The 20798-nt window shown below is 37.7% G+C and carries 19 protein-coding genes; 7 read left to right on the top strand and 12 right to left on the bottom strand.

Annotation, left to right across the window (positions count from 1 at the left end; all coding sequences use genetic code 11):
• Nucleotides 1-9: 9 nt before the first annotated feature.
• A complete protein-coding gene (locus BQ5371_RS02855) occupies nt 10-1158 on the bottom strand; it encodes a Glu/Leu/Phe/Val dehydrogenase dimerization domain-containing protein (RefSeq protein ID WP_071132438.1) in 1149 nt (382 codons plus the stop codon).
• A gap of 230 nt (nt 1159-1388) precedes the next feature.
• Here BQ5371_RS02855 and BQ5371_RS06845 point away from each other — a divergent pair, with 230 nt between their 5' ends.
• From BQ5371_RS06845 to BQ5371_RS02830, 6 genes are all read left to right on the top strand, one after another.
• On the top strand, nt 1389-1604 hold the full coding sequence (locus BQ5371_RS06845; RefSeq protein ID WP_083377402.1) for a 4Fe-4S dicluster domain-containing protein: 216 nt from the start codon (nt 1389-1391) through the stop codon (nt 1602-1604).
• Nucleotides 1605-1620: 16 nt separating this feature from the next.
• The gene (gene vorB / locus BQ5371_RS02850; RefSeq protein ID WP_071132437.1) at nt 1621-2724 is read left to right on the top strand and encodes a 3-methyl-2-oxobutanoate dehydrogenase subunit VorB; all 1104 of its coding nucleotides are present in this window, start codon (nt 1621-1623) and stop codon (nt 2722-2724) included.
• Nucleotides 2714-3451, top strand: a complete 738-nt coding sequence (locus BQ5371_RS02845) for a thiamine pyrophosphate-dependent enzyme (protein ID WP_071132436.1) — start codon at nt 2714-2716, stop codon at nt 3449-3451. Before vorB ends, BQ5371_RS02845 begins: the two co-directional genes overlap by 11 nt.
• Entirely contained in the window at nt 3448-3987 is a 540-nt protein-coding gene (locus BQ5371_RS02840) for a 2-oxoacid:acceptor oxidoreductase family protein (RefSeq protein ID WP_071132435.1), read from the top strand. Before BQ5371_RS02845 ends, BQ5371_RS02840 begins: the two co-directional genes overlap by 4 nt.
• Before the next feature lie 83 nt (nt 3988-4070).
• Nucleotides 4071-4712: a GntR family transcriptional regulator gene (locus tag BQ5371_RS02835; RefSeq protein ID WP_071132434.1), complete on the top strand. Its 642-nt coding sequence runs from the start codon at nt 4071-4073 to the stop codon at nt 4710-4712.
• A 134-nt stretch (nt 4713-4846) separates the two neighbouring features.
• A complete protein-coding gene (locus BQ5371_RS02830; RefSeq protein WP_071132433.1) occupies nt 4847-6253 on the top strand; it encodes an aldehyde dehydrogenase family protein in 1407 nt (468 codons plus the stop codon).
• A 39-nt stretch (nt 6254-6292) separates the two neighbouring features.
• On the opposite strand, the gene fic is transcribed toward BQ5371_RS02830, so the two are convergent.
• Together fic and BQ5371_RS02820 are read right to left on the bottom strand one after the other, a co-directional pair.
• The gene (fic, locus tag BQ5371_RS02825; RefSeq protein ID WP_071132432.1) at nt 6293-6901 is read right to left on the bottom strand and encodes a protein adenylyltransferase Fic; all 609 of its coding nucleotides are present in this window, start codon (nt 6899-6901) and stop codon (nt 6293-6295) included.
• 79 nt (nt 6902-6980) lie between these two features.
• Nucleotides 6981-7367 carry a metal-dependent transcriptional regulator gene (locus tag BQ5371_RS02820; protein WP_071132431.1) on the bottom strand — a complete coding sequence of 129 codons (387 nt, stop codon included), beginning with the start codon at nt 7365-7367 and terminating at the stop codon, nt 6981-6983.
• 243 nt (nt 7368-7610) lie between these two features.
• Between BQ5371_RS02820 and BQ5371_RS02815 the strand changes: the two genes are divergently transcribed.
• Nucleotides 7611-9002 carry a DUF2254 family protein gene (locus BQ5371_RS02815; RefSeq protein WP_071132430.1) on the top strand — a complete coding sequence of 464 codons (1392 nt, stop codon included), beginning with the start codon at nt 7611-7613 and terminating at the stop codon, nt 9000-9002.
• A gap of 73 nt (nt 9003-9075) precedes the next feature.
• Here BQ5371_RS02815 and BQ5371_RS02810 read toward each other — a convergent pair whose 3' ends face one another.
• The 9 genes from BQ5371_RS02810 to prfA all read right to left on the bottom strand — a co-directional run bounded on the left by BQ5371_RS02810 (nt 9076) and on the right by prfA (nt 20683).
• Nucleotides 9076-10422, bottom strand: coding sequence for a replication-associated recombination protein A (locus BQ5371_RS02810; protein ID WP_071133102.1), 1347 nt, complete (start codon nt 10420-10422; stop codon nt 9076-9078).
• Nucleotides 10423-10704: 282 nt separating this feature from the next.
• Nucleotides 10705-13242: an FAD-dependent oxidoreductase gene (locus tag BQ5371_RS02805; RefSeq protein WP_071132429.1), complete on the bottom strand. Its 2538-nt coding sequence runs from the start codon at nt 13240-13242 to the stop codon at nt 10705-10707.
• 194 nt (nt 13243-13436) lie between these two features.
• Complete coding sequence (locus tag BQ5371_RS02800) at nt 13437-14534, bottom strand: endonuclease/exonuclease/phosphatase family protein (RefSeq protein WP_071132428.1); 1098 nt, start codon at nt 14532-14534, stop codon at nt 13437-13439.
• 16 nt (nt 14535-14550) lie between these two features.
• Nucleotides 14551-15606, bottom strand: a complete 1056-nt coding sequence (locus BQ5371_RS02795; RefSeq protein WP_071132427.1) for an NAD(P)H-dependent glycerol-3-phosphate dehydrogenase — start codon at nt 15604-15606, stop codon at nt 14551-14553.
• A 188-nt stretch (nt 15607-15794) separates the two neighbouring features.
• Entirely contained in the window at nt 15795-17138 is a 1344-nt protein-coding gene (gene tyrS, locus BQ5371_RS02790; protein ID WP_071132426.1) for a tyrosine--tRNA ligase, read from the bottom strand.
• A gap of 31 nt (nt 17139-17169) precedes the next feature.
• Nucleotides 17170-17799 (bottom strand): uracil phosphoribosyltransferase, encoded by a 630-nt coding sequence (upp, locus tag BQ5371_RS02785; protein ID WP_071132425.1) that lies wholly within the window; start codon nt 17797-17799, stop codon nt 17170-17172.
• Nucleotides 17800-17909: 110 nt separating this feature from the next.
• The gene (rpiB, locus tag BQ5371_RS02780; RefSeq protein WP_071132424.1) at nt 17910-18338 is read right to left on the bottom strand and encodes a ribose 5-phosphate isomerase B; all 429 of its coding nucleotides are present in this window, start codon (nt 18336-18338) and stop codon (nt 17910-17912) included.
• A gap of 53 nt (nt 18339-18391) precedes the next feature.
• Nucleotides 18392-19429: an L-threonylcarbamoyladenylate synthase gene (locus tag BQ5371_RS02775; RefSeq protein ID WP_071132423.1), complete on the bottom strand. Its 1038-nt coding sequence runs from the start codon at nt 19427-19429 to the stop codon at nt 18392-18394.
• Nucleotides 19430-19615: 186 nt separating this feature from the next.
• Nucleotides 19616-20683 carry a peptide chain release factor 1 gene (gene prfA / locus BQ5371_RS02770; RefSeq protein ID WP_071132422.1) on the bottom strand — a complete coding sequence of 356 codons (1068 nt, stop codon included), beginning with the start codon at nt 20681-20683 and terminating at the stop codon, nt 19616-19618.
• Between the last annotated feature and the right edge of the window lie 115 nt (nt 20684-20798).

The following is a 20798-nucleotide window of genomic DNA, read 5'->3' as shown; positions in this document are numbered from 1 at the left end:
AACACACATTTAAAAATCAGGAGTATCGAACACATCAGGTGTAAATAACTCTCTAGCTACTTCCCTGTTTGTTTTGCCCTCTTTTTCTGCTTTCTCGAATACTAACTTAGTATTTTTTCTAACGAGATCTTCCGTATCTTTTACAATCAAAGCAGGATCGCAAGGAACTATGCCAAATACCGATACTTCATAAATTCTAATTCCACCTAAATTTGTTGTGAAATCTACAGCTATCTTAACCCCTTTATCCTTTAGAATTTTATCTGCTTCTTCTGTTACAGGAATATTTGCCGCTTCGACTATTAGCTTTGCTTTTACATCATTTGCGTTGTCCTTATTTATTACATCTTCAAGTGCTGCCGGTACAATAATATCGCAGTCTACATCAAGCCATTCAGAATTCTTTCTCCAGATATATTTCTCTTCAAAGTCATCTGGGTTAAGTTCACCCTTAGGTTTTCTTCCTGCAATTAGTTTTTTCACATCCAGCCCGTCTTGACATTCAACAAGTCCATTAGCATCTGCGATTCCAACTACTTTATATCCCATCTTGTCAAGAGAATTGCACATTGATGCTCCAACGCAGCCAAATCCCTGCACTACAACTTTGCCCGGCTCTTTATTTCCCATAGCTTTCCAAGCTTCATCAAGTCCTGCCGCACAGCCATAACCCGTTATCATGTCATACATTAAAAATCCATCATATTTCATTCCACATAATGCGTCATGGTCTTTAATTCCCTGAATAATTACAGGATCTGTTTTCATTTCCTTTGTTGCAGGAAGTCCAATTCCTATTTCCTCCAAAATATCAAGAACATCTGAATAATCTACGCCAAGGTCTCCGCCGATAGATACCCCCGCTTTTATATATGGTGCCATAGCGATTAAATATCTTCTTAATACATCTTTAGCATCAGGCTTTTTATAGTCATACGCAACACCACCCTTACAGCCACCTGTAGTCTTAGACTCACAAGCCTTATACTTATATCCCATGGTCATTGCAAGTCTTTCTACCTCTTCTTTTGTTACTGTAGGGTGCATTCTTGTTCCACCTCCACAATAATGATTAACAAAGTTGTATGCACAAAGCCATCCCTTGGCATCTGTTTCTGTATCATTCCATTCTACTGTTATATAAGGTTTGTGACTCATTTGTTTACCTCCTTAAATCTATGTTCATTTTATTTTAATAAAGTACTTGTTATTATTGTATCCTTGTATTAAACTATAGTCAAGATTATATATGTATATTTATTAATTTTTAATTATACTTATATTTGTTTATACTATCGTTGATTTTTAAAGGTTTTAGAGTTTTATTGTATTGTATTTAAATTAAATAATACTTGTATACAACTTGACTCTGTTGGGAGGTGCTGTCTATGAGCAATAAAAAAGTGTTGTATGATTCGTCTCGTTGCAAGGGTTGCCATTATTGTTTTTATTACTGCCCGAAAAATGCCATAAGCAAAAGCGGACACACTAATGAAAGTGGTTATGAAACAATAGTTATTAATGATGACGAGTGCATAGCTTGCGGAATCTGCTATACCATGTGTCCTGATTACGCGTTAACAGTTATTCGTGACAAGAATTAGAAGGGGGAAATGCTATATGAACAAAAAAAGCAATGATTCTGTAATTATGAAAGGAAATGAAGCACTCGCAGAAGCTGCTATTCGTGCCGGTTGTAGATTCTATAGCGGGTATCCAATTACACCTCAGACAGAAGTCCTTGAATATTTATCATGGCGAATGCCCGAAGTAGGAGGAGAATTTATACAGACAGAAGATGAGCTTGCAGGGATAAATATGATTTACGGTGCAAGTGCTGCTGGAGAAAGGGTTCTAACAAGTTCGGCAGGCCCTGGCTTTTCTCTTCTTCAAGAAGGCATCTCATATTTGGTTGCTGCAGATTTGCCCGCAGTTATTATAGATGTCGCAAGACTTGGAAGCGGTCTTGGTGATATTTTCCAAAGCCAAAGTGATTATGAACTTGCTACAAAGGGAAATGGTCACGGAGATACGATGGTAATAACTTTAACGCCTGCTTCAGTGCAAGAAACTGTAGAATTTGTGTATTTAGCATATGAGCTTTCTGAGAAATATCGTCATCCTGTTTTAATTCTTTCCGATGCAGCTATAGGTCAGATGATGGAAGGCGTTACTTTCCCTGAGTTAAGTGAACACGATATAAATAAATATGATTGGAGCGTAAAAGGCAGAAAAAAAGGTTCTGAGCCTAGAAAAATAACTAATGTATCGTATTTCTGTGAAGGCGGGTATTACGGATACGAAGCTATATATGCCGATAAGATTAAGAAAATTGCAGAAAATGAGCAACGCTGGGAATCAATCAATGTAGAAGATGCTGAAATCGTAACAGTTGCTTATGGTATAAGCTCAAGGATTTGTAAAGAAGCTACAGAGCTCGCCCGTGAATCCGGACTTAAATTAGGCCTTATAAGGCTTAAAACCGCTACCCCTTTCCCTGTAAAAGCTTTTGATGAAATTTCTAAGGACTGCAAAGCCCTACTTCTCGTAGAAATGAGTATATCCGCTCAGCTTAAATCAGATGTTGTTGTTGCTTCTAAAGGCAAACTTCCTATATATGCTTATCTAAGCTCTGTAGATGTACCTGAAAGTGAAAAGGTAGTGGAAATAGCAAACAAAATAATACTAGACGAAGCAAAGGAGGAATTGGTATATGAACCTTAAAGCACCTGAATTTATGATGAATGGCAAAACTTCCTTTTGCCCCGGCTGCGGTCACGGAATTATAGGAAGAACTTTGTTTGAAAATGCTGTAGAAATGGGATATGAAGAAAAATTGATTACAGTAGTTGATGTAGCTTGTTGTTCTCTTTTTATGTATTCAACGGATTGTGATTTTGTAGGTGCTGCACATGGTCGCGTTCTTCCTACTGCAATCGGTGTAAAAAGATCAAGAAAAGATAACCTCGTAGTTGCTTACCACGGTGACGGTGCTGCTTACTCTATCGGCATGGCACATACAATGTGGAGTGCAATAAGAAATGAAAATATAACTGTTATCGTTGTAAACAATCAAGTTTTCGGCATGACAGGAGGTCAAATGGCACCTACAACCTTAAATGGGCAAAAAACCACCTCAACTCCGCTTGGAAGAGATATAAATCTCAGTGGCTCTCCATTCGATGTAACAAAGGTATTAAAGAGCTTTGATATAGCTTATCTAGCAAGGGGAAGCGTGGACAGCCCTGCAGAAATAAGCAAGACTAAAAAATATATTGCTAATGGCATAAAAAATCAAATGGAAGGCAAGGGATTTTCTCTGATAGAAGTTTTATCTCCATGTCCTACAAACTGGAATGTCACACCACTAGATGCTATAAAGCACATGAATGAAACCGTTAAAAATGTATTCGCTCTTGGAGAATTTATAAAGGATGGTGTAGTATTATGAATATAGGAATAATTTGTTCAGGTTTTGGTGGTCAAGGTGTACTTACTACAGGCCTATTGATGGCTTATGCTTTTCATCACAACGGGAAAAATATAACTTGGTATCCATCATATGGTTCGGAAATGCGTGGCGGAACTGCTAACTGCATGGTTAAGGCTAGTGATACCGATATTGCGAGCCCATATGTAAAAAAAATAGACATTTTGGTAACTTTAAATGAGCCTGCAATAGCAAAATTTGAAAAGCAAGTTGTTCCTGGAGGTTTTTTATTTGTCAATTCCTCTTTGGTTGATGAAAAAAGATGCTATCGGGATGACATCACTGTGGTAAAAGTCGATACGGAAAAACTTGCTGAGCAAGCCGGAAATTCTAAAGGGGCAAATATAGCAATGATCGGTGCCGTCCTCAAAAAAACTGCTGTCCTTACCTTTGATGAATATAATGATGCAATGACTAAGTATTTTACAGATAAGGGTAAGGAGAAATTTAACTCTTTAAACACAGCTGCCTTAAAAGCAGGCTATGATAGTATTTAACACGATTGATATAAATTGATATAAGATGGAATATGTGATAAATTAGGTCTAAGAAATAACATTTTATTTGGAGGTATGACATCGTGGGTGTTTCCAGTTCTACAAAAGAGCAAATAGAAAATGAGCTTCTTAGACGAATTCGATATAATCTTTATGATAAAGACTCCATTATTTCAGAAGCAAAATTGTGCGAAGAGTTAAATGTAAGCAGAACTCCTGTGAGAGAAGCTTTGATTCATCTATCTGCGACAGATTTGCTAGAGAAGGTTCCTCAAAAGGGATACAAAATTAGAGAATTTGATTTAAAGACAAAGCTTGATACTTACTATGTAATAGCAATCCTAGATGCAAATGCAGCTTTACTGGCAATAGATTTATTGAATAAAGACGATTATCTCGCCATGAGTGAATATATAGACTTGATGGATATTGACATCAAATACAAAAAATTTGATAAGTATAATCATCATCAAGAAGCTTTTCATGGCGTCTATGTTAATAAATGCGGCAATGATGCTCTTATTAGGATTCTTGAACAGGTAAAGGCTAGTATACCAACATATCTTTATCATTCATCTGAAGCTGATAGATTATTCCCTGTATTAGCGAAATTGAATGAGGAACACCGAGAAATTTTAAACTTAATAAAAGATAAAAAATCTATGGAATTAAGAAATTTCTTGATAAATAATCACTGGCAGACGGCTCACATGGATATGATTTAATTTTTCATAATTAATAATTCTAAAACGAGCATTTAATTAGTGCTCGTTTTTTCTAAATCTAATTTTTTAAATCTTATTCTTGTTTTTTAGTATTTGAAATTTAAATATGATTTAAATATGAAAGAGAGGGTAAAATGGATTATAAAAAGCTTTTTATAGATGGAAAATGGGTTAATTCATCTTCTGATACTTTTATTGAAGTTACGAATCCTGCAGATAATTCCTTTATTGCCCATGTTCCATCAGCGAACATAAACGATTTAAATTTTGCCATCTCCTCTGCAGACAAAGCTTTTGCCACATGGAGCGGTTTATCTCTTACAGATAGACTTGATTATTTGGATAGTCTACTTCATGAATTAACTAAGTTTTCGCAAGAACTTACCAGTGTGATAGTAAAAGAGCTAGGCTGCCCAGTTTCCTTTTCCTATGAATCTCAGGTAATATCATCTATTGACGAGTTTAGTTCTCTACTTGATTTCGCAAAAAAAATAGATTTTGAAAAAAGATATGATGGATACACTTTAAGAAGGGAGCCTTTTGGGATCGTCGCGTGTATCTGCCCTTGGAACTACCCTTTATATCAATTAGTCCTTAAAGTTATACCCGCTCTAATTTGTGGAAATACTGTAATACTAAAGCCCGCGTCTATCACTCCAATGTCAGCCTTTTACTTTGCTGAAGCTGTCCGTTTGGCAAATCTACCTAAAGGAGTTTTTAATTTAATTACAGGTAGTGGCTCGCTCATAGGAAAAAGAATGGCTGAACACGAGAAGATAGATATGGTCTCTTTTACCGGCTCAACTGCCGTGGGAAAAGATATTATTATCCATTCTGCAAGCACAGTGAAAAAGGTTTCTCTTGAGCTTGGCGGTAAATCTCCATGCCTAGTGCTTGAAAATGCAGACTACTCTCTCGCTGTAGATACCGTGCTTGATTCCTGTTTTTTAAATTCAGGGCAAACCTGCTCTGCTTTTACAAGGATGTATGTGCCGATTTCTTCAAAAGAAAAGATTCTTGATTTAATTAGAGATAGAATAGATAAATATGTCTCTGGGAATCCGCTTGACCCAAATTTTAAACTTGGCTCTATGAGTTCCTTAGAACAGTCCAAAATTGTTCGCTCATATGTTAATTCTGCCCTATCTGAGGGGGCAAAGATGATAACTTGCAAATCAAACGATTTCTCTCTTTCAGATACATTTATAAATCCATGCGTTTTATTTGATGTTAGCGATGATATGGAAATTGCAAAGGCAGAAATTTTTGGTCCAGTGCTCTCCGTTATAACATATGACGATTTGGAATATGCAATAAAAAAATGTAATGACTCTCCATATGGGCTATCTTCTTGTATCTTTGGCGATGAAACAGAAGCTCTTTCAATTGCAAAAAAATTAAAGGCAGGCAATGTTCACATAAATGCCAGCCCTTTTATAACGGGTGCTCCATTCGGAGGTTATAAGCAAAGTGGCCTAGGGCGAGAAGGCGGAGAACTTGGAATTCTTGAATTTACCGAAGTCAAAGCCATCTTCCACTAAATTTAAGATTTTTATTTAATATATATCAATTCCATACCACTAGCATAAATCTTCTGCGTTGAATGATGTATATCCTTCGTAAAAATAGCTATGGTCTATTCCCTTGACATATACTTCTCTGCTATCCACCTCATTCGTTAATGCAGATTTTAGAAGAACTTTTATCTCTGTGTCCTTAATAGGGCTTCGTTCCATAGCAAGCAAATAATCTTCCTTATTAACCTTGCTCCAATCTACAACCTGCCCGAGTTCTTTTTTTAAGATTAAATCGAGCCAAATCCTCATGCTTCGCCCATTTCCTTCACGAAAAGGGTGTGCAATATTCATTTCAACATATTTTTCTACAATCTCATCATAAGTAGATTGAGGCATTTTATCTATATTTGCAAGCAAGTTTTCTAAGTACATAAGCGGAGCAAATCTAAAATTGCCTTTCGCTAAATTTACAGTCCTAAGCTTTCCAGCAAAATCATAAATATCCTCAAATAGATGCTTGTGAATCGCCATTAATGCGTCAGTAGTACCAACCTCTAAGTTGTCAAATTCAGGATTTTTGAATAGCGATACCGCTTTTTTCTTGCTTATCCTTTCTTCTTCTCTTGCAAGCTCCGCAGAATTTGTAATACCTAATTTATTCTCAAGGACCATGTCATCTCTCCATCTTCCACTAAGCTTCTATTACTCCTATGTTAATCTATCGACAATCTATCGATATTATTTTTATGAATTATTTTACATAAAAATCTTTTAATTTCTTAAATGTGTCATTACTTACGCAGTGCTCTATTTCGCAAGCTTCTTGCTCAGCTTTATCTTCCTTAACTCCCGCATCTATCAATAACGCCTTGAAGAATTGATGCCTATTAAAAATATCTCTGGCAATTCTTCTTCCCTTTTCTGTCAATTTAACATCCTTATGCTCATCAAATTGAACATATCCCTCCTCTGCAAGCTTGTGCAATGCAACGCTAACAGATGGTCTGCTAACCGAGAGGAGCTCTGCAACATCAATTGATTTGCAATATCCATTTTCCTTTGTAATTCTATATACCGCCTCGAGATAATCTTCTCTCGACTGCTCAGTGTTCTTAATCTTTCCTGCTTTATTACCCATTTTTCAGCATTCCTCCATATATTAAGATGCTTTTCTTAATCACATTATCCTCCATAGCATTATACAACATTACATATCGTTTATCGACAAGCTATGAAAATATACTGTTAAATATTGATGAAGATTTATACATTTTCATATATAATATATTAGGATTTAAATAAATTATATTTTTAGCTTTTATTTTTGCAAAAACTAAAACGAAATAAATTTCTTTTTAAGCGTCGATTTAGGAGATTGTAAATGATTAAAAATTTAAAACTAGTATATGAAAACAACAGAAATATAATTCGCATAACTGGTTGGACTCTTGTTTCATTAGTTCTTCTTTTTTTAACATGGCTCCTCGACTATAAATGCCCTGGGTTTAAAGATGGTCTGCCTAATTTTCTCCTGCTTTCTTCAGGGGTGACAAGCTCTTTTCTCTCAACATTAGCAGGAACTTTTTTAACCGTAACGACCTTTACTTTTACAACAATCCTTACCGTTTTAAATAAGTACTCTGACTCTTTTACGCCGAGAATAGTTCAAGATTTTATCGATAAGCCTCATGTTTTAAGTCTCTTTGGCGTATTTATCGGGGGATTTTTTTACACGGTTTTATCCCTTTTTCTCGTAGAAAATGCTTCTTCTGATGATACATTCATTTCAGGAACAATTGCAATTTTTTATGCAGTCATAGCCATGATTTCTTTTGTTCTCTTTGTAAAAAGAGTACTTAACGACATCAAGGTTTCTAATGTCATCGAAAATACCTACGCTCACGCATTAAAACTGATTGAAACTGAACTAGATGCAGAATTTCCTGATGACCTATACGCTGAGCTATCGTGTGAGACCTCAAGTGACAGTTCACTCAAATCGGATAATAGTTCAAGCAAATCGGACGATGATTCAAGCAAAAAAGAGCATAAGATTTTTGCCTCTAAATCGGGCTACTTTTACTCCATAAGTTCTGATGAAATAATCAAGGTGCTTGACGGTATTGACAGCGATTTGGTAATTAGATGCAGGATTGGAGAATTTCTATTAAAAGATGAGCATATCGCCAGTTTATATGTTGAGCCCACTTCAAAAGATGAGCATATTGCTAGTTCATATGTCGATGCTAATTCAAATAACGACATAAGCTCTTTTGATGAAATACTTGACAAGGTTTCTGACTGCCTTTTAATCAATGTTAGAAAAAATGATACGGAGGATTACCACCACGAGATAACAAATCTTGTTGAAATTGCAATGAAAGGTCTTAGCCCTGGAATTAACGACCCTAATACAGCAATTGAATCCGTACGAAAGATAGGCATACTTCTAGGTAAGCTATTTTCTGCAAAACATTTTTACAGGATTTTAAATAAAACTGAGGATACAAGAATTATCTACACTGGATATACTGCAAAAGAGGAGCTTCATCTATCCTTTAATCAAATTCTCTACTATGGCAAAAATGACCCGCTCGTATCTGAAGCAATACTTAAGAGTATTCGCATGATATATCTGGTAGCTGGTGAGTCAATGCACTCTCAAATCAGAGATTTTTTCGACTATTGCTACGACTTATGTTCTTCTGCTATGGATAATGAAATGTACAAAGAAAGGCTCGAGGTCGTCAGGGATAATTTTTATAACGACTAGCCGTGCACTAATTTATTCATTTTTATACGATTTTTAGATTTTATTTATTTAATTGCCTTATATTTTCATAATTCTATTTATTTTTCTCCGTATGCTTTTTTCGCTTATTTTTTATTTCAATAAGCCTTTTCTTATATCTCTCTTCAAATCCTTCATCTGTCGGCATATAGTATTCTTTACCAGCTAGTGAATCAGGTAGGCACCTCATATCTGTTATCTTGTCCTCATAATCATGTGCATATTTATATCCCTTGCCATATCCAGCTTCTTTCATGAGCTTAGTAGGTGCATTTCTTATGTGCATAGGCACGGGTTCATTTATCTCATTTAACGCATCATCTCTTGCACTAAGATAGGCTACTTCCATTGCGTTCGATTTAGGTGACATCGCCATATAAATAACAGCCTCTGTTAAAATAACATTGCATTCAGGCATTCCAATAAAATGGCAGCCTTGATATGCTGAAATTGCAAGCCTAAGTGCCCCAGGGTCTGCAAGTCCTATGTCCTCACTTGCAAATCTAACTACTCTCCTTGCAATATATAAGGGGTCCTCTCCTGCTTCGAGCATTCTTGCTAGCCAGTATACTGAAGCATCGGGGTCTGAATTTCTCATAGACTTATGTAGAGCTGAGATAAGATTGTAGTGTTCCTCTCCATTTTTATCATATATGAGCGTCTTTTTCGATGTGCATAATTCTACTATTTCTTTTGTAACAGAGGTAACCATAGTTCCATCTTCTTTTTCTATAACCTCCCCGTTCAAAACAGCCATTTCAAGAAGTAGCAAGGCAGATCTAGCATCTCCACCTGTAAATAAGGCTATCATCTCTAGAACTTCGTCGCTAATCATTATGCTCATGTCGCCAAAGCCTTTTTTGCTCTTTATTGCTCTTTTCAGCAATTTGATTATGTCATCTTTCTCTAATTTATGGAGAATATAAACCCTTGAGCGTGAAAGCAAAGCTCCATTTATTTCAAAAGAGGGATTTTCTGTAGTTGCACCGATTAAGATTATGCTACCTTTTTCTACATATGGAAGAAAAGCATCTTGCTGTGCCTTGTTAAATCTGTGAATTTCATCTATAAAAACTATTGTTCTTATTCCATAAGCTTTCCCTCTCTCGGCTTCTTCCATAACCTTGCGAATTTCCTTCACTCCGCTATTTACAGCGGAAAAGGTTATAAGCTTAGCCCTCGTCTTGCTTGCTATAGCATTTGCAAGTGTTGTCTTACCAACTCCCGGTGGGCCCCAGAAAATCATTGATGTAATCTGGTCTTTTTCTATCGCATTACGAAGAACCTTGCCCTTTCCAAGCAGATGATCCTGTCCAACAATATCATCAATATCATATGGTCTCATTCTTTCTGCGAGAGGCTCTTTTATGCTATTTTGAAAAATTGAAAATTGCTCACTCATCTCCCTAACCATTCCTTTGCGAAATTCTCATACTGCTAGTAACAAGGTGTATATATCTTAAAAATCCGAAAATGTTCTTGCGAAGTTGTCATCTGTATAATATTTGTTAAATACATATGCTTATATTATACATAAATATACATAAAAATGCTCGCACTCCTAATATGCTAATATTAAAAAGCCGATGATTGTCATAATATCACCGGCTCATCAGTTAAATAATTATAATTTCTTCATTATTAACCATTATCATTTTTAGCGATTATAATTATAATCTATAATCTATTTCATAAATTCTGAGAATTTACGATTTTCTTCTAGGGCTTTCATAAGATCAAGCTGTTTTGAAATATCTCCAATCAATATAACTCCAACAAGCCTATTGTGCTCGAAGTAATATTTCTCATACTCTCCTCTATTAGCATCTGCAAGCTCTATTGTCCTATATTCCTTATTCTCGTCGCCACCTACATCTCCCATTGAGAATATCTCTGTGTTCATAGCTGCAATATTCATGCTTGACGGAATAAGTGAATATGCTTCCTCGTCGCCTGCCGCATTAGCTCCTGCAATTCTTCCCATCTCTATTGACTGGCTCCAGAATGCTGCCGGAACGTCCTCAAATTCTGCACAGTCACCTGCTGCATAAACATCAGGAGCACTTGTAAGCATTGTTTCATCTACCTTTATCAGCTTATCAATTTCAAGTCCTGCTTCCTTAGCGATTTCGATATTTCCTCTCATACCAGTTGACATGATTACAATATCAGCATCGTATTCTGTTCCATCTTCGAGTGCTACGCTCTTCTTCTTAATCTCAGCTATCTTTGCACCAACCACGAAATTAATTTCTTCCTTGGTTAAAATCTCAGCGAGAAGCTCAGATGCCTTGGTATCGAGCTGTTTTGGAAGAAGTCTTGGTGCACCCTCAAGAACTGTAACCTCATGTCCTGCCTTCTTAAGCTCCCAAGCAGATTCAAGACCCATTACACCACCACCGATGATTACAACTTTCTTAAGTTCTTCTCCAATCAATCCCTGTAAGTACTTAACATCTGCAACCGATCTGATTGATAGTACATGATCCTGATCTTTTCCTTTTATTGGTGCCATGAAGCAGTGAGCTCCGAGTGCGTATATGAGCTTATCATATGACAAATCCTCACCTTTGCACTTTACTGTCTTAGCCTTAACATCTATGCTCTCAACTCTTGTGCCAAGCATGAGATCAACCTTATTTTCTTCAAACCAGTTTTTGTCAGTAATTGCAAAAGTTCCCTCGCTTATATCTGCAAGTAATTCTTTTGTTAACATTGGTCTGTTATAAGGAATTACCTCTTCTTCCGATACCATAGTGATCTTCGCTGTCGCATTTCTTTCACGAATTGCCCTTGCCGCATATAGTGCTGCTGAGCCACCACCGATGATTACAAATTTCTCATCTGTATCTTTTCTAAATTCAGGTGTTGTATCTACCGCTTCAACGAATTTGTCAGGTCCCGCACTGCATACTGGACATACTTCATACTCATCTGCATCAAACACCTCACCGCAGACTATGCACTTAACCATGTTCCTTCCGCTTTTCTTTGTCTTTCTCTCATTTTCTTTCTTAAGAAGTAGGCAACCGAAATTATATCCATAGTCGCGAGCATCTATCAGATTCTTTTCGCTTGGTTTTAGTCTAATTCTAAATCCCTCATCAGGCACCTTACACCTTAGCTGTTTTAGTCGCTCTATGATATGAGGTACCGCCTCTCCTGACCAGCCATAGCTTCCGAATGCTGAAGCAAGCTTTTTAGAATGAACAGGTGGGAACATTCTGACTACAAGCTCCCAAATAGGTAGTAATGCTTCACCGACGATTGTAGGCGTACCGAATAATAGTCCGTCTGCAATTGCGATTTCCGCCAGTACCTTTTCTTGATCAGCCTCAACCATATCATATGCACGAACTTCAATATCTCCAGCTTCCTTAATTCCTGCAATTATCTGCTCCGAAAGCTCCTTTGTATATCCATAAGCACTTACATAAGGAATTACAACGAGTTTATTCCATGTCTTTTCTGGCTTCTTGCACCACTCGTTATACCAAGACATAATTTCATCTATACTCTCTTTTCCGTCGTGAACCGGTCCATGTCCTGGGCAAATCATATTGATTTCAAGCGATTCAATTCTTTCGAGAGCCTTTACCATAAATGGATGTACGAATGGTCCTATGATATTGTCAAAATAGTATTTCGTTGCACGCTTATATCCCTCTTTATCTGTAATTGTGCTATGAAGAATATCCTCGTGGCAGTAATGAGAACCGAAACTATCGCAAGTTATCAGCACCTTGTCTTCTTCAATATAGCTATACATTGTATCAGGCCAGTGCAGATTAGGTAGAGCTAAAAACCTTAGCGTCTTATCGCCCAGTGAAAGCGTATCTCCGTCCTTTACTGTTATGCTGTAAAAATCTCTATTGGTAATTTCCTTGAGAAAACCGAGTGCCGTAGATGTTCCTACGAGCTGAACCTTCGGATTGATGTCAAGAATTTTTTCAATTGAGCCGGCATGATCCGGTTCTGTGTGATTAACAATAATATAGTCCAGATCCTCAAATTTAACCTGAGATTCTGCCCTTTCCTTAAATTCATCATAAAACTTCAGCTTAGCCGTCTCAAAAATCGCAGTCTTTTCACTGCCCTTGAGAACATAGGAGTTATATGTGGAACCAAACTCCGTATACATTATGATGTCAAATACCCTCAAGTTCTTGTCAAGGACACCGGTCCAGCTAAGACTGTCAGTCAGCTTAAAACTTTCATACATCTCGAAACCTCCCTTTTCTAAATATATCTTGATATGATAATAACATATATTTTTAATTAATTTTGTACAATTTATATTTTAATTGTGTTAAAAAATGCACATTCCTTTTTTTCGCTCACTTTTTATTTGCATTTCGCTTCGGCTTTTATTTGCATTTCGTTTCTTCTACATTTCGCTTCAGTCTTGTCAAAATTCTATTCTAAGGTAAATTTGAGCAAAACCGGATTGTGGTCAGAAGCCTTGAAATCTAGATCCTTTGTCTTTAAACTCGATACCTTAATATTGTTTGAAACTATGTATCCATCGATTAAGAAGAATTGATAAGGTTCCTTTCCTCTATAATCCCTATACACCTTGTGATTTGAGCGACAGCTCGGTGCACTATTATCCATCAAAAGCTGGTAATCATCTCCAATATCTTTCTCATCGATAGTGCCGGCAACCCAAGAATCCCATATTACTGGATACATGCTTGTATCAACATTGCTAAAAGTCTGATTAAAATCACCGGAAGCTATTACATAATTTCCTTTTTCGACTTCTCTATCCATGTACTCTTTGAGCTTTTTCGTCTGCTCCGCTTTCCCACTTCCGTCGTCAAAGGCTTCTAGATGAAGATTTATCAATACAAGCTCCTTATCGGTGCCTGCGACAGGCAACCTATTAACCAGTAGGCATCTCTTTAGATTTGCTACTCTGACAGGCCATTTAAAAGGCGTAGGAAGTTTAACTCTCTCAGCACTATCCACCTTATACCTAGAAAAAGTCGATATTCCGCTCTCAACCTTACCTATCGGAGGAAGTGGATATGGGATAAATTTTACCTTAAAATTGTAAGCTAGAGATGACGCTCTATCATCAAGCGTTTTCTTAATCAAGCTATATTCATCAGTATGATGCGATCTATACGAATTGACATCGATTTCCTGCAAAAATGTTATGTCTGCGTCCTCATTTTTTATATTATCTTTAATATCTTTAAGATTTTCGGCGAGCCTTTCTTTTGTCGCAGTATTTACCATCTTTCCGCCGTCCATAAAGAAGTCTGCATTATCTCCAAGAGAACCATAACCGATGTTCCATGTCATCATGCTTATCTCTTTACCCCTTGAAATTTCCTCTGACGAATTTCTGTCCACCTTGAGCTTTACCACATCATCAGGCTTGTACTCCGTAATGCTCAGATATGCAAGCAGGCAAGCAAAAAGCAGTGCAAGGCAAATTATTATGATTATTAAGGCTTTAATTATCCTAAGAAAAATATTTTTCTTTTTTTTATTTTGTTTAACCATTTTTCTACATCTCTACTTATCTCTTTATTTTCTTTTCTTCAAAAAAGCGGTCATGGGCTTCCTTTGATACTTCTGCTTTCTTGGTTCTTGACATCAGAGTTTCAACAGCAGTAACCGGATCAAGTTCCCCCTTGACGACCTTATCAAGCGTCATAACTATAGGCATATCGACATCATACTCTTTTGCCAGCTCAACGGCTGCAGGTAAGGCATTCAGCCCCTCAACTACCTGTCCGACTTCCTTTACAGCTTCATCAATACTTTTACCCTGTCCTATGAGGATTCCGCACCTATTATTTCTGCTATGCATACTCGTTGCAGTTACGATAAGATCTCCGATTCCTGCAAGTCCGCTAAAAGTCTGCTCCATACAGCCCATCTTTTTGCCCATTCTCGTTATTTCTGCAATACCTCTGGTAATCAGTGCCGCCTTCGCATTATCACCGCAGCCGATTCCTGTCGCAATTCCGCAGGCTAGTGCAATAACATTTTTTAATGCCCCGCAGAGTTCTACTCCAATAATATCAGCATTTGTATATACCCTCATGCAGGAATTCATAAATATGTCCTGAACTTCCTCTGCAGCACTTAAATCTTCGCAGGCAGAAACTATGGTTGTGGGCATATCTAAGGCAATTTCCTCTGCATGAGTTGGCCCTGACAGTGCAACAATTCTAACTGAATCGTGTTTTCCATCTTTTTTAAGTTCGTCAGCTATAATCTGCGACATGGTAAAATGCGTTCCCATTTCAATGCCTTTGCCCACATCTGCAATAAGCTGACCGTCTTTGATATAATCTCTGGCTTTTGCCATCGTGCCTCTAATAAAAATTGATGGAATAGCGGCCATAATTACGCATTTATCCCTGCAAACTTCGGAAATGTCTTTTGTGAATACTATATCATCGGGAATTATCATACCCGGCAGATTGTGATGCCTTCTAGTCTTGCTACATTCTTCAATTTCCTCTTCAATTGCAGACCACACCATGACCTCATGTCCTGCAGAAGAGAGCATCTTCGCAAGCGACATACCAATTGTTCCTGCTCCGAGAACTCCGACCTTGCTCATCTATATCCTCCTCTATACCTATGTATACCTATGCTCTAAATCCATCTGTTTACTAAAGTTGTAAACTCTTGATTATATACACATAACTCTAGCTATCTTCATATATCTTTAGCTATACTCACATATTCCAGTCTATTTATATGTATAGTCATATGTCTCGCTATATTCATATATCTAGCACCTTAGGCTTACTTCAATATAATCCTGTGGAATTTTTTCTTGCCTTTTTGAATTATAAGCTCACCATCCTTAAAATCATCGAGCTTTATTACACATTTTTTATCAGTAACCTTATCTCCATTTATTTTTATTCCGCCCTGTTCAACTGTCCTAAATCCATCGCTTGTGCTTGTAACAAGTTTTAGATTTTTAAGAAGATTGATAAGTCCAGCTCCGTCACCTTTGAACTCACTTTCATTCATCTCGGTTGTAGGCATATTTTCGGAGCTCCCGCTCCCGTCTACAAAGATTTTCATCGATGCTGTAAGTGCTTTTTCTGCCTCCTCTTTTCCATGTACGGTCTTTGTAATCTCATAGGCGAGGACTTCCTTTGCCTTATTTATCTCAGATCCCTCAAGGCTTGATAGTTTTCTTACCTCGTCCATAGGTAGGAATGTCAACATTCTAAGGCATTTATCAACATCTGCATCGGCCACATTCCTCCAGTACTGGAAAAACTCATAAGGCGAAACCCTGTCCGCATCAAGCCAAAGTGCTCCCTTTGCGGTCTTTCCCATCTTTTTGCCATCACTTGTTGTTAGCAATCCGAAAGTCATACCGAATACATTTAAGTCGCAGGCTTTTCTTGCGAGATCAACTCCTGCAATTATATTTGTCCACTGGTCTGCTCCGCCCATCTCCATTTTGAGCCCGAAATCTCTTGCCATAACCATGAAATCGTAACCTTGCAGAAGCATATACCCAAATTCATAGAAAGACAGTCCCATCTCCCTTTCCATTCTCGTCTTAAATGCGTCTGACCTTAGCATCTGTCTTACATTAAAGAGCTTCCCAATCTCATAAGAAAACTCAACATAATTGAGAGGTCTTATCCATTCCGCATTGTTAACGCTTATAGCTTTTCCATCTAAAGGCTCGCGGTTTTGTTTCCCCGGAGAATAAACCCCCTCATTTCCAAAGTATTTCCACTCATCATCGAAAGGCAGATATTTGTCAAATAGTTTTTTGAATTGTCTGCAATTGTGGTCGATTTCTTCTACACTCATCACCTTACGCATATCTGTTCTTCCGGACGGATCACCTATCATACCTGTGCCACCGCCGACTAATGCAACCGGAGTGTGTCCGTATTTAAGCATATAGCTCATCGCTATTATCTGAATGAGATGTCCGACATGAAGGCAGTCTGCTGTAGGATCAAATCCAATATAAAACTTGATTTTCTCCCTGCCGAGCAAGTCCCTCACGCCCGCTTCGTCGGTAACTCCGTCTATCATTCCTCTTTCATTTAGGACATCGTATACATTGTCAAACTTGCTTACGCTGTCCGGTATTCTGATAATAGTATCCATTTTATTTCCTTTCGCCTATTCTTAGAAAAAATTACTTCGTTCCATAAAGCCTGTCTCCCGCATCGCCGAGTCCAGGCAAAATATAGGCATTGTCGTTAAGCACTTCATCCTTTGCTGCAATATAAATGTCAACATCAGGATGAGCTTTCTGCAAAGCTTCAATTCCCTCAGGTGCTGCAATGATACATAAGAAAGAAATTTTCTTCGCTCCTCTTCTTTTGACAGAATCTATCGCATCTATTGCACTTCCGCCTGTCGCAAGCATAGGGTCAACTACGAAAACTTCTCTTTTATCTATATCAACTGGAAGTTTGCAATAGTATTCCACTGGTTTATGAGTATCTGGGTCTCGATAAAGTCCAACATGACCAACCTTTGCATTAGGTACTAGAGCTAAAAATCCATCTACAAATCCAAGCCCTGCTCTAAGTATTGGTACGATTGCGATGTCCTCTCCATCGAGCATTTTTACCGTGGTTTTCTCCATTGGCGTCGTTATTTCAACATCTTTTAACTCGAGGTGCCTTGTCGCTTCAAATCCCATTAGCATTGCAACTTCTTTAGCAAGCTCTCTGAAATCCTTAACCGTGGTTTCTTTCATTCTCATCAAGGCTGTCTTATGTTGAATTAACGGATGATCAAATACATATACTTTACCCATAGACTCCTCCTAATTTCGTCCATTTACATTGAAATCAATATTATTTTTGTTATTTGTTTCGCTTAATATTGTTTTATAATTGCTTTTTCGCTTTTGTTACTATTTTACAATTACTCTTCCAGCATTTTGATTCTTCTTAGGTGCTTTCCTCCAAGAAAATCTGTGCTGAGCCACTTGTCAACTATCTTGAGTGCAAGCTCTTTATCTATCTCTCTTGCTCCAAGGCATAGGACATTTGCATCATTATGCTCTCGCGACATCTCTGCAAGGTGCTCTGTATTGCAGAGTGCTGCTCTAACTCCTTTTACCTTATTGCAAGATATTGAAATTCCTATTCCTGTACCGCATATAGCTATGCCCTTATCGCATTCTCCGCTTGCAACTTTTTCTCCTACAGCTTTTCCATATATGGGATAATCAACCGACTCGCTTGAGTTTGTGCCGAGGTCTATAAGCTCGTATCCCTCGCTAGTGAGTTTATCCTTAACAATCTCTTTAAGTTCATAACCTGCGTGGTCGCATCCTATTGCTATCTTCATTGCTCCCTCCTATGCTAAGTATAATTTGCTTTCTGATTTTTCTTTGCTTATTTTTATTCTACAACATCATATCCTGCTGATTTAAGCATTCTATTCATAACGCTATACCCCAGCTCCTCATCATCAAGTGCAACTACATATATTATCTCAACTTCCTGCCTATCCATTTGCCTAAGCCTTGCAAAAAAATCCCTCGCTGCCCTCTCAGAGTTGTTTTGATAATCGAGTATTTGAATCTTTTTCCCTTGATTTTTTGCTTCTGAAGCCAATCTTATGGCTAAATCCTGCGACTTTACAATCCTAACCCTTGCCTTTGGAGCATAATGCTTGTACTTCATTCCGGGTGCTATAGGTTTGAAATCGCTTTGCGACGGATTTATATTTAATGATTTATCATATTTTACCGGCGTTACCTCCTCAATCATCTTCGGTGTTATATATCCCGGTCTTACTATCGTCGCTATCTCTCCTGTCAAGTCAAGCACCGTCGATTCAATTCCTACCTCGCAATCATTTCCCTTTAGAATGGCATCTATTCTACCGTCCATATCTTCTATTACATCTTGCCATCTTGTAGGGCTTGGCTTTCCTGAAATATTTGCACTTGGTGCTGCTATAGGTCTTTTCGCTGCTGTTATAAAATCTCTCGCAACCTTACTGCTCGGCAGTCTAACTCCAACAGTGGACAAACCTCCAGATGTTATGTCAGGCACAATGTCCTTTTTTTTCAAAATAAATGTAATAGGTCCCGGCCAAAATTTTTTCATCAGCTTGAGTTTTGTCTCCCTGCTTATAGATGGTTTATTATTTTTATCTCTTTTCGCTATTTTATCTGTATCATTTATATCATCTAAATATGCAATTTCTTCAACACTCTCAACACTTGATATATGAATAATCAAAGGATTATCACTAGGTCTTCCCTTTGCCTCATATATTGAGGCTACCGCTTCCTCATTTAGAGCATCTGCCCCAAGACCGTAAACTGTTTCTGTAGGAAAAGAAACAAGTCCGCCAGCTCTTATAATTTCTCCCGCACGGTCAAGATTCTCATTATTTATTTCAAGCTTTAGCGTGTTTTTGGTTTTCATGGTTTTATGGCTTTCTTGAATTTCATGGCTTTCTTTGTTTTGTGGCTTTCTTATCTTACATTGTTTTACTTGATTTCATGACTTTCTTGGCTTTCATGATTTTTGGACTATCATTAACTCTCATTAAATTGACTGAACACTTCCTTAGTTTTCAGTTTAACATTAGTTCAAATATCAGATGAAATATTAATTAAAATTCTTCATTTTCTCCGCTTGATCGTGCGTTGTTAGTGCATCAATTATCTCATCGAGCTCACCATTTAAAGCCTGCTCAAGCTTATATAGGCTGAGGTTAATCCTGTGGTCTGTAATTCTGCTCTGCGGAAAATTATATGTCCTAATCTTTTCAGACCTATCTCCTGAACCAATTTGGCTTTTTCTCTCAGAGCTTATCTTATCCTGCTGTTCTTTTAATTTTAAATCATATAGCCTTGAGCGAAGGACCTTGAACGCCTTATCCTTGTTCTTTATCTGAGATTTTTCATCTTGACAGGTTACGACAAGCCCCGTAGGTATATGGGTTAGCCTAACAGCTGAATCAGTAGTATTTACGCACTGACCTCCGTTACCACTCGCTCTATACACATCGACTCTAACATCATTAGGGTCGAGATCGACTTCTACATCATCAACTTCAGGAAGCACTGCAACTGTAGCTGCCGATGTATGCACTCTCCCCTGTGACTCCGTCTCCGGCACTCTCTGCACTCTATGCGTTCCGCTCTCATATTTGAGCCTCGAATATGCACCCTTACCCTTTATCATGACCACGGCTTCTTTAACTCCGCCCGTTCCTGTTTCGTTGTAGTCTATAATCTCAGTCTTCCAGCGTCTATTCTCAGCATACTTGAGATACATTCTAAGCAAATCCCCACCAAAAAGAGCAGCCTCATCTCCGCCGGTTCCCGCTCTTATTTCAACAATTACATTCTTTTCGTCATTAGGGTCCTTTGGAATCATGAGAACCTTGAGTTCCTCGCTGAGTGCTTCAATCTTTGTTTCCTGCTCTTTTATATCTTCTTTTGCAAGCTCCCTCATCTCATCGTCGGATTCCATCTCGAGAAGTTCCTTTGAATCCTCGAGCTCCTTATTCGCATTCTTATACTCCTTATATGCCTTTACAACTGGCTCAAGTTCGCTCATCTCTTTCATGAGCTTCTGCCACTTAGGCTGATTTGAAATAATATCCGGATTAGAAACAAGCCCTGACAATTCTTCATATTTATCAATCGTAAAATCTAATTTTTCAAACATCTCTATCTTCCTTTTTATCAGTATTTCTTAACTGGTTATTATATCATAGGCTTTTTATCTATTTAAGTTAAATATGCTTTTTTCTTAGGAGAAAATTCTATTAACCTGCTCTTAT

The organism is Alterileibacterium massiliense (assembly GCF_900104645.1).
Lineage (GTDB): Bacteria > Bacillota > Clostridia > Peptostreptococcales > Anaerovoracaceae > Alterileibacterium > Alterileibacterium massiliense.
This window is presented reverse-complemented; position numbering and strand designations above follow the sequence as displayed.